We start from the raw sequence: 13,568 nt of genomic DNA, 5'->3' as shown, positions 1-13,568 counted from the left end.
GTTATCCCTTCCGGTTAATTTACCGTTTTTCAGTCGGCGGGCTGCACCGTTTGGCGCCGTGATTTCTCGATGGTCGCATACCGTTTGAGGAACGCGTCTTGCGCCCAGGTCACCGAACGCGGGGTGAAATCGAAGCGGTCGGCATTGAACCCGCGCGGCCGGCCGAAGAATTCGGTCGCCTCGGCGGTCGAAAAGCCGGCAAGCATTGTCGCCTCGAAATAGGCGGCGATCTGGTCGGCGCGCTTGATCTCCTTGCGCAGCTCTGCATCTGGTTCGACCGGCAGCGAAAAGCGCAGGTGGATGGCGCGCTGCAGCCTCAGTTCGCACTCCTTGTAGCTGCCGCCCATCACCGATTTGAACGGTGAGATCATGTCGCCGATGACATATTCCGGCGCGTCGTGCAGCAAAGCCGCCAGCCGCGCATCGGGCGGAGCGTCCGGCACCAGCTCGCTGAAAAGCGCCTCGACCAGCAGCGAATGCTGGGCGACGGAAAAGGCGTGGTCGCCGCTGGTCTGGCCGTTCCAGCGGGCGACGCGCGCAAGCCCATGGGCGATGTCCGAAATCTCGATGTCGAGCGGCGAGGGGTCGAGCAGATCGAGCCGCCGGCCCGACAGCATGCGCTGCCAGGCGCGCGGCGGCGCGCCGGGACGATCGGCCGCCATCAGGCCCCCTCCGTGCCGACGGGTTCCTGCGGGCCAGCAGTTTCCGGCGGAAAAGTGAACTTCGCCCAGGCGGGGATGGTGAGCGACACAGGGACATCATCCGCCATGATCGGCTGGCCGGCGTCGAGCGCTGCCTTGACGCGGTCGATACGGGCTACGGCGAGGCCTGTCTTGCCGGCGGTGGTGCCAAGCGTGCCGACCGGTCGCCCGGCAACGGTCAGTTCGGTGCCAGGAGCGGGCAGGGGGCGTTCGGCCGAAACGATCAACACCCGCCGTCTGGCGGTGCCGCGATGCTGCATGCGCGAGACCACCTCTTGGCCGACATAGCAGCCCTTCCTGAGGCCGACGCCGCCGGTTTCGTCGAGCAGCACATCATGCGGAAAGGCGTCGCCGAGCTGGTAGTCGCTGCCGCTCTCGGCAATGCCATGGGCGATACGCAAGGCCTGCCATCCGGGAAGGTCGCCATCGTCTGCACCGCCGCCATGGAAGCGGCTGACCGCCACATCGAGGAACCGTGCATCGGCAATCGGCGTTGAATCAAGTTGTGAAGCGGTTGAATCATCTCCCCACGCAACAGTGACAAGTGCCTGATCGGTCTTGGCAATCTCGACCTTGGCGCGCAACTTGTAGAGCATCAGCCGGCGCATGAAATCGTCGGCGATGTCAGATCGGCATTCGAGGCGGAAGGTATTCTCGCCGGCCCGCGAGATCAGGAAGTCGAACAGTATCTTGCCTTGCGGCGTTAGAAGTGCCCCCGGCCTTGCCTCGCCAGCAGCCAGTGTGTCGAGGTCAGTGGTGAGGATGTTCTGCAGGAAATGCTCGGCATCCGGGCCTGACACGGAAACGAGTGCGCGGTCTTTCAACTGGGCAAAGGGCATGGGCTGGAAAAAACCTGATCTTGCAAAACGGTCGGCCTTTACGTAAGCCGGCGACACTCCCCCCGCAAGAGACCGGATCGGCATGGCCACGACCTACGACCTCATCCTGACAGGCGGTATCGTGGTCAACCACGATGGCGAGGGTCGGCGCGACATCGGCATCAACGGCGGGCGCATCGCGGCAATGGGCAATCTCGGCCAGGCGTCGGCAGGCGAGACCATCGACTGCCGCGGCCTGCACGTCCTGCCGGGCGTCATCGACAGCCAGGTACATTTTCGCGAACCGGGGCTGGAGCACAAGGAGGACCTGGAGAGCGGCTCGCGCGCGGCGGTGCTCGGCGGCGTCACTGCTGTGTTCGAGATGCCCAACACCAACCCGCTGACCACCAGCGAGGCAGCCCTTGCCGACAAGGTGCGGCGCGCCACCGGCCGCATGCATTGCGACTTTGCCTTCTGGGTCGGCGGCACCCGCGAGAATGCGAGGGATGCCGGCGAGCTCGAGCGGCTGCCGGGCGCGGCCGGGATAAAAGTTTTCATGGGCTCGTCCACGGGCGACCTCTTGGTCGAGGACGATGAGGGCGTCGCCTCGATCCTGAGGAACACGCGCCGTCGCGCCGCTTTCCATTCCGAGGACGAATTCCGGCTGCGCGAGCGGCTTGGCGAGCGCATCGAGGGCGATCCGTCCTCGCATCCGGTGTGGCGCGACGAGATCGCGGCTCTGCGCTGCACCGAGCGCCTGGTGCGCATCGCGCGACAGGCCCGCGCCCGCATCCATGTGCTGCATATCTCGACCACGGAGGAGATTGCCTTCCTCGAACAGCATAAGGATGTCGCGACCTGCGAGGCGACGCCGCATCATCTGACGCTGAGCGCGGATGATTACGCTCGGCTTGGCACGCTGATCCAGATGAACCCACCGGTACGGGCAGTGCGCCACCGCGACGGCATCTGGCACGGCGTTGCGCAAGGTATCGTCGATGTGCTGGGTTCCGACCACGCCCCGCACACGCTGGCCGAGAAGGCAAAACCCTATCCGGCCTCGCCGTCGGGCATGACTGGCGTGCAGACACTAGTGCCGATCATGCTGGATCACGTCAATGCCGGCCGGCTGACGTTGCAACGTTTCGTCGACCTCTCCAGCCACGGTCCGCAGCGCATCTTCGGCATGGCCAGGAAAGGCCGCATCGCCGCCGGCTATGACGCCGATTTCACGATTGTCGATCTGAAGCGCCGCGAAACCATCACCAATGCCCAGGCCGGCTCCAAGGCCGGCTGGACGCCTTATGACGGAAGGAAAGTGACTGGCTGGCCGGTCGGCACAGTCGTGCGCGGCCGGCGCGTGATGTGGGAAGGCGAGATCGTCACCCCCAGCCAGGGCAGAGCGGTGGAGTTTTCGGAGGCGCTGGCGGTCTAGGCGGGCTTGTGGGCAGGGAGGGTGATGCCGCTCAATCCCCTGCGACGAAGAACGTCCACTGTCCGGCGGGCGTGATGCCGACGCGGTAGAAAATGTAGGCGCCGAACTGCTTCATGCTGTCATAGTCGCCAGCGGTGACGATCTTGAAAAGCTCGACCCGCTGCCTGGCGTCGAGCTTGTCCAGCGGCAGCGCGAAGAAATATGGCCAGACATAGAGCTCCTGCGGCGTGCCGGCATCGACATGGACATAGCCGGCATTGAGCACCTCTTCCAGGATGGCGAGGATCTCTTGGCCTTCCGCGTCGCCCGAAAGACCTTTCAGGAAGGTGATCGGGTCGCCTTCGATCTCGCTCAGCGACAATTGAGTCATCGTGTCGCCCTTGCCGATCAGTGGCCGGAGCCTTTCGATGTCGCCGCTCTTGCAGGCCTCGACGATCAGATCGTGCATGCGCCTGACCGGCTCCGGCAGCTTGCCGAGATCATAGACGACCTCGGGCAAGGGTTCATCCGGATCGGCATGTGGATTGGCCATGCCACCATCGTTCGTTGGTCCCTCTGGTTCGACCTGTTCCGGCTCGTCGGGCGTCGGCGGCTGGCTGGCCGCGGGCGGCGTCGTGCCGAGCGGGTCGGGCATCGGCACCGTCGTTCCGGGCGGCGACATGTCGTCGTCGGCAGGCGGCGCGACCGGCGAAGGAAGCTCCTCGCGCTTAATTTCACTCAGCGTATAGGCGGGGCTGCTTGCGAGGCAAAGCGAGAGCGGAACCGCGGCGCAAAAAGCAGCGAGCCGGATGCTGAGGGCCAAGCCACGCGGCTGGCCTGACATCGAAAAATTCACCGCCTGCCTCTCCATGATTTCCGGGCCCTAATAGGTCCGTCCAGGCCAGGCCCGTCCAGACGCCCAGGCTCTTACAGATGCTCGAGCCCTTGCAGGTGCCCCTGGGCATGATGCCCAAGCGGCACGTCCTCGTCAAAGAGCCTGATGCCGGTTCAGTGCCGCAGCCGTCCTGGTTCGAAGGCCCCGGCTATCACCTTTTCACGCATGCGGTCGAGCAGGGCAAGGGCCGAGGTCTCGCCATTGGCGCGCAGCATTTCGCCGAACGCGGTTTCGAGGGCGGCCTCGGCGATGATTTCCGGCTCGATTCCGGCCGAAAGTCCTTCCGCCCAGGCCTCGCTGTGGCTTTCCACGGCGGTCAGGCGCTTTTCTTCCCTGACGAGCGCGTCGATATCGTTGACGCCATGTTCCATTGCGATGTCCACCCTTTTCAAGCGGCGATCCGACAGATGCGGATCAGGCTTGGGCTGTCCCTTTTTACACGCAGGTTAAGTAAGTACTTGTAAATACGACATTTCTGGGGTCGTCTTCGACAAGGTCTATAGCGTTCGGCAAACCTGCGTTCGATCCGATTCAAAACTTAGCCGATTAGGCCGGCGAGCGGGACGAAAACCTTCAGTTTGAGTTAATTCCACATCCGTGCTGTAACGTTTCGTTAATACCGTTGCAGAAGTGCAACACAAGGATTGCACTAATACGCCACCAGACACAAGCAGGGAAGGCATCAAGGTCAGTTGCCGTAGCGCGAGGCGATGTCGCGCGACAGCGTCTCGCCTTCCTTCATGTAGCGACTGATGGCTTCGGTCGCTGAGGCGGTGCACTGCGTGTAGGTGCCGCCGAAGGAGCGGTAGCCGCGGTTGAAGCTGGCAATGAAGCGGGCGCGCCGCTCCGGGTCCGGGTTTTCCGAAGCAATCAGCTTCTCCATCTCGACCCGCCACTGGTCGCCCTTCTCACCGCATAGATTACGCAGGAAATGCAGCGACCCCAAAACCTCCGCCAGCCGCATCAGCCCCGGCTCGAACGGCGACTCGGCGGCCAGAGCCGGCTGCGGCCCGATCGCCGTGCTGGCGGCGAGGCAAGCTGCAAGGAAAAACGAGGCACGGATCATAAGTCCTTGTGGCCAAATAATTTGTCGCTCGCAAGGCGATTTTGGATGTTACGCCCCTCGGTTCCTGAGCAATTCATCGGCAACGGCAAACACCGAGCCGGCAAGCGGCAGCGCCGTCATTTCGCTGAGCGTATAGAAGGCGGCGGTCTCGGCGTCGTCGCTGGCCACAGGCTCGCCGCCGACATAGGTGGCGCCGAACACCGTCAGCAGATAGTCGACCGGGTGCCCGTCGCTGTTGCCGTCGATATGGATTTCCCGAAGGGGGCGGTAGTTGTGCGCCTGCAATCCGGTTTCTTCCAGCAGTTCGCGTTGTGCGGCTTCCTCCAGCGTTTCGCCGGCCTCGACCTTCCCGCCCGGAAACGCGTAAAACCCCTGCGAAGGCTGCCGCGCCCGCTTGACCAGCAGCACCGTGTCGCCGCGGACGATGGCGACCGAGACAGCCGGGAGTATCTTACGCATCTCGTCCATGGATCTCCGATCGTCATTTGCCGAGTCCGTTGTGGACCGGTCAGCGTGAAGAAGCATTAGCGGTTGCGCAACGCCGGTTCCATCGCCACCCTTCGCATCCGACCAACTCGACGAGTTTTAGCTTATGTGCGGACGCTTTGCCTTGACCGCCACGCCGGACCAGACCGCCGCTTTTCTCGGTTTGGCGGAGCTGGAGGATTTTCCGGCCCGCTACAACATCGCGCCTACGCAGCCGGTGCTGATGGCGATTGCAGGCTTGCCGCAGGCGCCAGGCTCGAACCTGCCCGACCGGCAGCCGATGCTGGTGCGTTGGGGGCTGATCCCGGCCTGGGTGAAGGACACGCGTGAGTTTCCGCTGCTGTTCAACGCCCGCTCGGAGGGAGCAACGGAAAAGGCCTCGTTTCGCACCGCTATGCGCCATCGCCGCGCTTTGGTGCCAGCTTCCGGCTTCTATGAATGGCGTCAATCATGCGGCAAGAGGGGACAGCCCTATTGGGTGCGGCCGAAGCATGGCGGGCTTGTCGCGTTCGCAGGGCTGATCGAGACCTATGCCGAGCCGGGTGGTTCGGAAATGGACACCGGCGCCATCCTGACGGTCAACGCCAACGCCGACATCGCCAATATCCATGACCGGATGCCGGTGGTGATAAATCCGCAGGATTTCGCCCGCTGGCTGGATTGCCGCACGCTGGAGCCGCGCGACGTCGCCGAGCTGCTCAGACCGGCACAGCTCGATTTCTTCGAGGCTGTCCCGGTTTCCGACCTCGTCAACAAGGTCGCCAACACCGGACCGGAGATTCAGGAAAGGGGCGTCGTGGGGCCGGAGCCCGAGAAGGCCAGGCACCAGAAGCCCGGCGCGGACGACAGTCAGATGACCTTGTTCTAGCTGCTATTTTCCCGGCATCCTTTCGGCGCCTTGCCGGCGCATGGCGCCGGCGGACGTCACATCAGGCAGCGCGCGGCGATGTGATCTTCTGCGCGGGCTTTTTCTTCTTCGCGGTATGGAGAAGGGCCGCGACGATCGCGGCCGGGCCGATCGCCCGGTATTGGCTGGCGAGCGCCGGTTGCTTGGCGCTGCTGGAGTCCTGCTTGGTTCGGGGCATTTTTCTCTTCCCTGGTAACGTCTTCGTGTCCGCGTTTGCTGGTCGAATCCGACCAAATCGTGACATCTGGTGATCTAGCCGGCGAATGTTTCATGACTGTGCCGACATGTTTAATAAAATGTTTCACTGCGTCATAATCTGTGAATCAACGACTCTTTTGCCGAAAGTTGCGACTTGACGGCAACACTGGCTGAGGCGATAAAGCCGCTCATGAGAACGTCTTTCGCCATTTGTGGCATTTGCATTATTGGCTAGCCTCGCGCTGGTCCGGACGTTTTCGCCTATCTTCCTTCTAGAGTGGACAAACGCCCCGGCCAGCAGGCTGGCGCCTGATTTGCGTCTCGGCGCAAGGAAGACTCCAGCTCGAACAAGAATATCGGACCGGGAAGGCACGGAATGTCTGACGCATCGAAGGGCCTGCGCCTCTACAACACGCTGACGCGGACCAAGGAGGATTTCTTTCCGATCGATCCGCGCAATGTGCGCATGTATGTCTGCGGCCCGACGGTCTACGATTTTGCCCATATCGGCAATGCGCGGCCAGTGATCGTGTTCGACGTGCTGTTCCGCCTGCTGCGCCATCTCTACGGGCAAGCGCATGTCACCTATGTGCGTAACATCACGGATGTCGACGACAAGATCAACGCCCGCGCCTTGCGTGATTTCGGCGGTGAGATTGCCTCGGGAAAGCTGTCGCTGAACGAGGCGATCCGTCGGGTCACCGAAAAGACCGCCGACCAGTTCCACAAGGATGTGGCGACGCTCGGCTGCCTGGAGCCGACGGTCGAGCCGCGCGCCACCGAATTCGTCGAGCCGCGCGCCGACGGCAAGGCCGACATGATCTCCTTGATTCAACGCTTGATCGAACGCGGCCATGCCTATGTCGCGGCAGGCGAAGTTCTGTTCGACACCGCCTCGATGCCGGACTACGGCCAATTGTCGAAGCGCAATCTCGACGAGCAGCAGGCCGGCGCCCGCGTCGCCGTCGATGCGCACAAGAAGAACCCTGGCGATTTCGTGCTGTGGAAGCTGTCCTCGCCGGAAGAACCGGGTTGGGACAGCCCGTGGGGCAGGGGCCGGCCGGGCTGGCACATCGAGTGCTCGGCGATGTCGGCCGCCTATCTCGGCGAGGTCTTCGACATCCATGGCGGCGGGCTCGACCTGATCTTCCCGCACCACGAGAACGAGATCGCCCAGTCGCGCTGCGCCCACGGCACCGAAACGATGGCCAAGGTGTGGATGCACAACGGCTTCCTGCAGGTCGAAGGGCAGAAGATGTCCAAGAGCCTGGGCAACTTCTACTCGATCAACGAGTTGCTGGAGACGGAGACCTTTGGTGGCCGCAAATGGCCGGGCGAGGTGCTGCGGCTGGCGATGCTGATGACGCATTATCGCGAGCCGATCGACTTTTCCGTGCGCAAGCTGGAGGAGGCGGAAAACACGCTGCGCAAATGGAAGCGGGCAGCGGACCTTGCGCCGGCGGCGGCAAAGCAATTGCCGGTGGACGTGGTGGAAGCCCTGTCGGACGATCTAGCAACCTATTCTGCGTTCCAGGTGCTGACGCAGTTGGCCGGCGAGGCTGTGGATTTCAATGCTGCTGCTGGCGGCAACGCTGGCGCAGCGGGCAACGATGCTGCCGCTTCGCTGAAGGCGGCGCTGTCGTTCCTCGGCTTCGACGTCGCGCCGGCCAAAGTTGATGAAGACGCCATCGCCAACGCGATCACCAAACGCCTGGCACTGATCGCCGCCGGAAACTGGGCCGAGGCCGACCCCATCCGCGAAGAATTGCTGGTGCAAGGCATCCAGTTGAAGGACGGCAAGGACCCCGCCACGGGCGAACGCGTAACGACGTGGGAGGTCAAGCGATGAGGATGGTGCCAAGCGCCCCCCTCTGGCCTGCCGGCCATCTCCCCCTCAAGGGGGGAGATTGGACGTTACTTCGGCTTTCGCCAATCGCCTACGTTGATGATTGGGCGCTGTCGGCGAAGCCGCCGATCTCCCCCCTTGAGGGGGAGATGGCCGGCAGGCCAGAGGGGGGCGCACTGCGATGACGCATTTCCCGGTACCCGCCAACAACCGCAGCAATGCGCGCAAGATGCGCAGGGCTATGACCGACGCCGAGCTGAAGCTTTGGAATGAGATTAGAGCGCACAGGCTGATGGGACTAGACTTCAGGCGCCAGATGCCTATCGCCGGCTACATCGTCGATTTCGCCTGCCCCACCAAAAGGTTGATCGTCGAACTCGACGGCTCTCAGCACGCTCGGGCCGAAGCTTCGGCATCCGACGCTGCGAGAACAGCTAAGCTTGAGGCGCTGGGCTGGACCATCCTGCGCTTCTGGAACGACGACGTCATCCGCGATATCGACAATGTCTGCCAGCACATCGTGATCGAGGCCGGTCTGGCCCGTGCCGAAATGCCGGCCGACGAACATAGGAGGGAGGCAGTTCCATGATCGATCATCTCGGCATCACCGTTTCCGATTTTGACACCTCCAAGGCCTTTTACGACAAGGCGATGGCGCCGCTCGGTGCGTCACTCCTCTACATGGTGCCGCAGGAATATACCGGCGGCGCCAAGGTCGGGGGCTATGGCCGCGACCGGCCGGTGTTCTGGCTGCATGCCGGCAAGGACAAGCCGAAGGACCGCCAGCACGTCGCTTTCACCGCGCGCAGCCGCGCCGAGGTCGATGCCTTCCACTCAGCCGCCATCGCCGCCGGCGGCAAGGACAACGGCGCGCCGGGCCTGCGTCCGCACTATCATGCGAACTATTATGGCGCCTTTGTCTTCGATCCCGACGGCAACAATGTCGAAGCCGTCTGCCATGTTCCGGAGTGATCGATGATGAGCCTCGACAACAGACCGGTCTACACAGGCGGTTGCCAGTGCGGCGCCGTGCGCTTCCGTATCGAAGGCGCTCTGGGTGACGCCTCCGTGTGCCATTGCCGCATGTGCCAGAAGGCGAGCGGCAATTTCTACCTGCCGCTGGTGTCCGTGCGTGACGCAAAACTCGACTGGACGCGCGGTGAGCCCAAACGCTTCCGCTCGTCCAATGCCGCATTGCGCGGTTTTTGTGCCGATTGCGGCACGCCGCTGACCTTCGAGGCGCCCGACGGCATCGCGCTCGCCATCGCCGCCTTCGACGACCCGGAGGAGATCGCGCCGACCATCCAATGGGGCATCGAAGCAAAACTCCCCTATGTGGATCACATCCACGAATTGCCCGGCGAGGACACGATGGCCGACGTCTCGTCGGCCTCCTATCTTGCCGATCTCGTCTCTTACCAGCATCCCGACCACGACACCGAACAATGGCCGCCGGAGGAAAGATCATGACCGAAACCGTTCGAACCGGCGGCTGCCAGTGCGGCGCCGTCCGTTTCCGTATCCGTGGGGCACTCGGGCGCCCGTCCATCTGCCATTGCCGCATGTGCCAGAAACAGTTCGGTTCCTTCTTCGGCGCGCTGGTGACGGTGCCGAAGGACGGCGTCGAATGGGTCCGTGAGGAGCCGAGTTATTTCCAGTCGTCTGTCAACATCGATCGCGGCTTCTGCGCCCGATGCGGCACGCCGCTGACCTACAGGCAGCCCGGCGGGCTCGAGATCGCTATCGGCGCTTTCGACGACCGTTCCGACCTCGCACCGCAGATCCAGGTCAATTACGCCGCGCGGCTGCCCTGGGTGGAGAAGATCTTCGACGCGCCGGTCCACGAGGATCCTGACTATTACACCCGGCAGGAATCGATCATCTCCTTCCAGCATCCGGATCACGAGACGGCCAACTGGCCGCAGCAGGGCCTGAAATTATGAGCAGTGAACTCCGCAACCTCTATCCCGAGATCGAGGCCTTCGAGTCCGGCATGCTCGATGTGGGCGACGGCCATCAGGTCTATTGGGAGCGTTCCGGCACCAGAGGCGCCAAGCCGGCTGTGTTCCTGCATGGCGGACCGGGCGGCACCATTTCGCCGAAGCATCGGCGGCTGTTCGATCCTAAGCTTTACGACGTCATCCTGTTCGACCAGCGCGGCTGCGGAAAATCGACGCCGAACGCCTCGCTCGAGGCCAACACCACCTGGCATCTGGTCGCCGACATCGAGCGCCTGCGCGACATGTGCGGCTTCGACAAATGGCTGGTGTTCGGTGGCTCGTGGGGCTCGACGCTGGCGCTGGCCTATGCCGAGACACATCCCGAGCGGGTCAGCGAATTGGTTGTGCGCGGCATTTACACGCTGACACGCGCGGAGCTCGAATGGTATTACCAGTTCGGCGTCTCGGAAATGTTCCCCGACAAATGGGAACGCTTCCTGGCGCCGATCCCCGAGGCCGAGCGCGGCGACATGATGGCCGCCTATCGCAAGCGGCTGGTCGGCAGCGACCGCAAGGCACAGGTCGAGGCGGCCCGCGCCTGGAGCCTGTGGGAAGGCGAGACGATCACGCTATTGCCCGAGCCTGAAACCAGCGCCCCGTTTGGCGAAGACGACTACGCAGTCGCCTTTGCCCGCATCGAGAACCACTATTTCGTCCATGCCGGCTGGCTGGAGGAAGGGCAGCTGCTGCGCGATGCGTTCAAGCTGAAGGACATCCCCGGCACCATCATCCACGGCCGCTATGACATGCCGTGCCCGGCGCGCTACGCGTGGGCGCTGCACAAGGCGTGGCCGAAGGCGGATTTCCACCTGATCGAGGGCGCCGGCCATGCATATTCGGAGCCGGGCATCCTCGACCGGCTGATCCGGGCGACGGACAAGTTTGTGGGGAAATGATGATGGCTATTCGTGCGCTACGGCGCCCCCCTCTGCCCTGCCGGGCATCTCCCCCACTTGGGGGGAGATCGGCAGCTTCGGCCTTGCCGCTTGTCCTGCAACCTCGAAGGTTTGCGAAAGCAGGCGGGACAGCCAATCTCCCCACCCGTGGGGGAGATGTCCGGCAGGACAGAGGGGGGCGCGACGGATCGCGGCCTTTCGGGCCATCGCCATGAAAAAACAACGCCTCTATCTCTTCGACACGACACTGCGCGATGGCCAGCAGACGCCGGGCATCGACTTTTCCGTCGAGGACAAGATCGCCATCGCCAAGCTGCTCGACGAGTTCGGCATCGACTATGTCGAGGGCGGCTATCCCGGCGCCAACCCGACCGACACCGCCTTCTTTGCCGAGCACCGCACGACTAGCGCCAAATTCGTCGCCTTCGGCATGACCAAGCGGGCAGGGGTGTCGGCTTCGAACGATCCCGGGCTTGCCGCAGTTGTTCAGTCGAAATCGGACGCAATCTGCTTTGTCGCCAAGAGCTGGGACTACCATGTCCGCGTCGCGCTGGGCTGCACCAACGAGCAAAACCTCGAGGCGATCAAGGCCTCGGTCGAGGCGGCGGTTGCTGCCGGGAAGGAAGCACTGGTCGACTGCGAGCATTTCTTCGACGGCTTCAAGGCCAATCCCGATTATGCGCTGGCCTGCGCCAGGACCGCTTACGACGCCGGCGCGCGCTGGGTGGTGCTGTGTGACACCAATGGCGGCACGCAGCCCTCGGAAGTGCGCGCCATCGTCGAGAAGGCCATCGCCTCAGGCATTCCCGGAGATCATCTCGGCATCCATGCCCATGACGACACTGGCCAGGCGGTGGCGAATTCGCTGGCTGCCGTCGAGGCTGGTGTGCGCCAGATCCAGGGCACGCTGAACGGCATCGGCGAGCGCTGCGGCAACGCCAATCTGATCTCGATTGTGCCGACCCTGGCGCTGAAGCCAGCCTTTTCCAGCCGCTTCGAGACAGGCATTTCGGCCGAAGCATTGGCTGGGATATCGCGCCTTTCCCGCGCCTTCGATGAATTGCTGAACCGCGCGCCGGAAGCGCAGGCGCCCTATGTCGGCGCTTCCGCCTTCGCCACCAAGGCCGGCATCCATGCCTCGGCGCTGGCCAAGGAGCCGGCCACCTACGAGCATGTGCCTCCGGAAGCGGTCGGCAACCGCCGCCGCGTCATGGTCTCGGACCAGGGCGGCAGGGCCAATTTCCTCGCCGAGCTGAAGCGGCGCGGCATCGACATGCCCCGGGACGACCACCGGCTCGACGCGCTGATATCAGTGGTCAAGGAGCGCGAGGCCGAGGGCTATGCCTATGAAGGCGCCGATGCCAGCTTCGAGCTTCTGGCGCGCAAGATGCTGCACGGCCTGCCGGAATTCTTCAGCGTCACCTCGTTCCGCTGCATGGTCGAGCGCCGCTTCGACGCCAACGGCCAGCTGAAGACGGTCTCCGAGGCGATCGTCAAGGTGCTGGTCGACGGCGAGGAAAAAATGTCGGTGGCGGAAGGGCACGGCCCGGTCAACGCGCTCGATATCGCGCTGCGCAAGGATCTCGGAAAATTCCAGGACGAGATCGCCGACCTCGAGCTTGCGGACTTCAAGGTGCGTATCCTCAATGGCGGCACTGAGGCGATCACCCGCGTGCTGGTTGAATCGCATGACGGCACCGGCGCCCGCTGGTGGACGGTCGGCGTCTCCGAAAACATCATCGACGCCTCGTTCCAGGCGCTGATGGATTCGATCGTCTACAAGCTGATGAAGAACCGCGAGATGGCCGGGCTGGTAGCGGCGGAGTAAGATTGAACCATCAGCGAAAGTCCATTGATCCATCAGAACTTTGCGATGGTCTTGGCACGGCGGCTGGCGCATAGCGTTGGGCCATGGCCACGCAAGCAATTCAGCTCGAAGCAGACTCAAAGGCCCGGCGTGGCTTTCTGCTGGCGCTGGGCGCCTATCTCCTGTGGGGGTTGCTGCCTTTCTACATGAAGGCGGTCGCGCATCTGCCGCTGGCCGAAGTCATCGCGCACCGCATCGTCTGGTCTGTGCCGATCGCTGCGGCCGTTTTGATCTGGGCCGGCCGCACGGCGGACTTCAAGGCCGCAATCCGTTCGCCGCGCATCATTTCGATGGCGGCGCTGACGGCAGCGCTGATTTCAGTCAACTGGGGCATCTATGTCTGGGCTATCGCGGTCGACCGTACCATCGAGACCGCGCTAGGCTACTACATCAACCCGCTTGTCAGCGTTGTTGTCGGCGCGCTGCTGCTCGGCGAACGGCTCGACCGGCTGCAGATCGCGGCGGGGGTGCTTG

Annotated in this window: 17 protein-coding genes; 10 read left to right on the top strand and 7 right to left on the bottom strand. The window is 63.4% G+C overall.

Features of this window, described 5'->3' with window-relative positions; translation table 11 throughout:
* Positions 1-29 precede the first annotated feature (29 nt).
* Entirely contained in the window at positions 30-662 is a 633-nt protein-coding gene (locus EOC94_RS30680) for an HD family hydrolase (protein ID WP_095483152.1), read from the bottom strand.
* A complete protein-coding gene (locus EOC94_RS30675) occupies positions 662-1,540 on the bottom strand; it encodes a folate-binding protein YgfZ (RefSeq protein ID WP_127295259.1) in 879 nt (292 codons plus the stop codon). The genes EOC94_RS30680 and EOC94_RS30675 overlap by 1 nt, the downstream gene beginning before the upstream one ends.
* 82 nt (positions 1,541-1,622) lie before the next feature.
* Here EOC94_RS30675 and EOC94_RS30670 point away from each other — a divergent pair, with 82 nt between their 5' ends.
* The gene (locus EOC94_RS30670) at positions 1,623-2,954 is read left to right on the top strand and encodes a dihydroorotase (protein ID WP_095483154.1); all 1,332 of its coding nucleotides are present in this window, start codon (positions 1,623-1,625) and stop codon (positions 2,952-2,954) included.
* Positions 2,955-2,985: 31 nt separating this feature from the next.
* Here EOC94_RS30670 and EOC94_RS30665 read toward each other — a convergent pair whose 3' ends face one another.
* From EOC94_RS30665 to EOC94_RS30650, 4 genes are all read right to left on the bottom strand, one after another.
* On the bottom strand, positions 2,986-3,789 hold the full coding sequence (locus EOC94_RS30665; RefSeq protein WP_185928360.1) for a hypothetical protein: 804 nt from the start codon (positions 3,787-3,789) through the stop codon (positions 2,986-2,988).
* 152 nt (positions 3,790-3,941) lie between these two features.
* The gene (locus EOC94_RS30660) at positions 3,942-4,199 is read right to left on the bottom strand and encodes a hypothetical protein (protein WP_077381793.1); all 258 of its coding nucleotides are present in this window, start codon (positions 4,197-4,199) and stop codon (positions 3,942-3,944) included.
* A 317-nt stretch (positions 4,200-4,516) separates the two neighbouring features.
* Positions 4,517-4,894 (bottom strand): TIGR02301 family protein, encoded by a 378-nt coding sequence (locus EOC94_RS30655; protein WP_127295257.1) that lies wholly within the window; start codon positions 4,892-4,894, stop codon positions 4,517-4,519.
* 48 nt (positions 4,895-4,942) lie between these two features.
* Positions 4,943-5,362 carry an NUDIX hydrolase gene (locus EOC94_RS30650; protein WP_127295255.1) on the bottom strand — a complete coding sequence of 140 codons (420 nt, stop codon included), beginning with the start codon at positions 5,360-5,362 and terminating at the stop codon, positions 4,943-4,945.
* A 124-nt stretch (positions 5,363-5,486) separates the two neighbouring features.
* On the opposite strand from EOC94_RS30650, the gene EOC94_RS30645 reads away from it, so the two are divergent.
* Positions 5,487-6,248 (top strand): SOS response-associated peptidase, encoded by a 762-nt coding sequence (locus EOC94_RS30645; protein ID WP_127295253.1) that lies wholly within the window; start codon positions 5,487-5,489, stop codon positions 6,246-6,248.
* A gap of 61 nt (positions 6,249-6,309) precedes the next feature.
* On the opposite strand, the gene EOC94_RS30640 is transcribed toward EOC94_RS30645, so the two are convergent.
* Entirely contained in the window at positions 6,310-6,465 is a 156-nt protein-coding gene (locus tag EOC94_RS30640; RefSeq protein ID WP_082982528.1) for a hypothetical protein, read from the bottom strand.
* 396 nt (positions 6,466-6,861) lie between these two features.
* Here EOC94_RS30640 and cysS point away from each other — a divergent pair, with 396 nt between their 5' ends.
* The 8 genes from cysS to EOC94_RS30590 all read left to right on the top strand — a co-directional run.
* The gene (cysS, locus tag EOC94_RS30635) at positions 6,862-8,334 is read left to right on the top strand and encodes a cysteine--tRNA ligase (RefSeq protein WP_127295251.1); all 1,473 of its coding nucleotides are present in this window, start codon (positions 6,862-6,864) and stop codon (positions 8,332-8,334) included.
* Positions 8,335-8,512: 178 nt separating this feature from the next.
* The gene (locus tag EOC94_RS30625; protein ID WP_127295247.1) at positions 8,513-8,920 is read left to right on the top strand and encodes an endonuclease domain-containing protein; all 408 of its coding nucleotides are present in this window, start codon (positions 8,513-8,515) and stop codon (positions 8,918-8,920) included.
* Entirely contained in the window at positions 8,917-9,303 is a 387-nt protein-coding gene (locus tag EOC94_RS30620) for a VOC family protein (RefSeq protein WP_095483162.1), read from the top strand. The genes EOC94_RS30625 and EOC94_RS30620 overlap by 4 nt, the downstream gene beginning before the upstream one ends.
* A 6-nt stretch (positions 9,304-9,309) precedes the next feature.
* Positions 9,310-9,801 carry a GFA family protein gene (locus EOC94_RS30615; protein WP_095483293.1) on the top strand — a complete coding sequence of 164 codons (492 nt, stop codon included), beginning with the start codon at positions 9,310-9,312 and terminating at the stop codon, positions 9,799-9,801.
* Positions 9,798-10,274 (top strand): GFA family protein, encoded by a 477-nt coding sequence (locus tag EOC94_RS30610; protein WP_126107160.1) that lies wholly within the window; start codon positions 9,798-9,800, stop codon positions 10,272-10,274. The genes EOC94_RS30615 and EOC94_RS30610 overlap by 4 nt, the downstream gene beginning before the upstream one ends.
* Positions 10,271-11,227, top strand: a complete 957-nt coding sequence (pip, locus tag EOC94_RS30605; protein WP_127295245.1) for a prolyl aminopeptidase — start codon at positions 10,271-10,273, stop codon at positions 11,225-11,227. The genes EOC94_RS30610 and pip overlap by 4 nt, the downstream gene beginning before the upstream one ends.
* 211 nt (positions 11,228-11,438) lie before the next feature.
* Positions 11,439-13,055, top strand: coding sequence for a citramalate synthase (cimA, locus tag EOC94_RS30595; protein WP_127295243.1), 1,617 nt, complete (start codon positions 11,439-11,441; stop codon positions 13,053-13,055).
* 83 nt (positions 13,056-13,138) lie between these two features.
* Positions 13,139-13,568: EamA family transporter (locus tag EOC94_RS30590; RefSeq protein WP_148128443.1), on the top strand; the 430-nt coding region annotated here is incomplete at its 3' end.

This window comes from Mesorhizobium sp. M6A.T.Ce.TU.016.01.1.1, from assembly GCF_003997065.1.
Classification (GTDB): Bacteria; Pseudomonadota; Alphaproteobacteria; order Rhizobiales; family Rhizobiaceae; genus Mesorhizobium; species Mesorhizobium mediterraneum.
This window is presented reverse-complemented; position numbering and strand designations above follow the sequence as displayed.

Excerpts from the sequence above, each read along its gene's own strand:
- EOC94_RS30680 (WP_095483152.1), bottom strand. The coding sequence starts at position 662 with ATGGCGGCCGATCGTCCCGGCGCGCCGCCGCGCGCCTGGCAGCGCATG.
- EOC94_RS30675 (WP_127295259.1), bottom strand. The coding sequence starts at position 1,540 with ATGCCCTTTGCCCAGTTGAAAGACCGCGCACTCGTTTCCGTGTCAGGC.
- EOC94_RS30670 (WP_095483154.1), top strand. The coding sequence starts at position 1,623 with ATGGCCACGACCTACGACCTCATCCTGACAGGCGGTATCGTGGTCAAC.
- EOC94_RS30660 (WP_077381793.1), bottom strand. The coding sequence starts at position 4,199 with ATGGAACATGGCGTCAACGATATCGACGCGCTCGTCAGGGAAGAAAAG.
- EOC94_RS30655 (WP_127295257.1), bottom strand. The coding sequence starts at position 4,894 with ATGATCCGTGCCTCGTTTTTCCTTGCAGCTTGCCTCGCCGCCAGCACG.
- EOC94_RS30650 (WP_127295255.1), bottom strand. The coding sequence starts at position 5,362 with ATGGACGAGATGCGTAAGATACTCCCGGCTGTCTCGGTCGCCATCGTC.
- EOC94_RS30645 (WP_127295253.1), top strand. The coding sequence starts at position 5,487 with ATGTGCGGACGCTTTGCCTTGACCGCCACGCCGGACCAGACCGCCGCT.
- EOC94_RS30640 (WP_082982528.1), bottom strand. The coding sequence starts at position 6,465 with ATGCCCCGAACCAAGCAGGACTCCAGCAGCGCCAAGCAACCGGCGCTC.
- cysS (WP_127295251.1), top strand. The coding sequence starts at position 6,862 with ATGTCTGACGCATCGAAGGGCCTGCGCCTCTACAACACGCTGACGCGG.
- EOC94_RS30625 (WP_127295247.1), top strand. The coding sequence starts at position 8,513 with ATGACGCATTTCCCGGTACCCGCCAACAACCGCAGCAATGCGCGCAAG.
- EOC94_RS30620 (WP_095483162.1), top strand. The coding sequence starts at position 8,917 with ATGATCGATCATCTCGGCATCACCGTTTCCGATTTTGACACCTCCAAG.
- EOC94_RS30615 (WP_095483293.1), top strand. The coding sequence starts at position 9,310 with ATGAGCCTCGACAACAGACCGGTCTACACAGGCGGTTGCCAGTGCGGC.
- EOC94_RS30610 (WP_126107160.1), top strand. The coding sequence starts at position 9,798 with ATGACCGAAACCGTTCGAACCGGCGGCTGCCAGTGCGGCGCCGTCCGT.
- pip (WP_127295245.1), top strand. The coding sequence starts at position 10,271 with ATGAGCAGTGAACTCCGCAACCTCTATCCCGAGATCGAGGCCTTCGAG.
- cimA (WP_127295243.1), top strand. The coding sequence starts at position 11,439 with ATGAAAAAACAACGCCTCTATCTCTTCGACACGACACTGCGCGATGGC.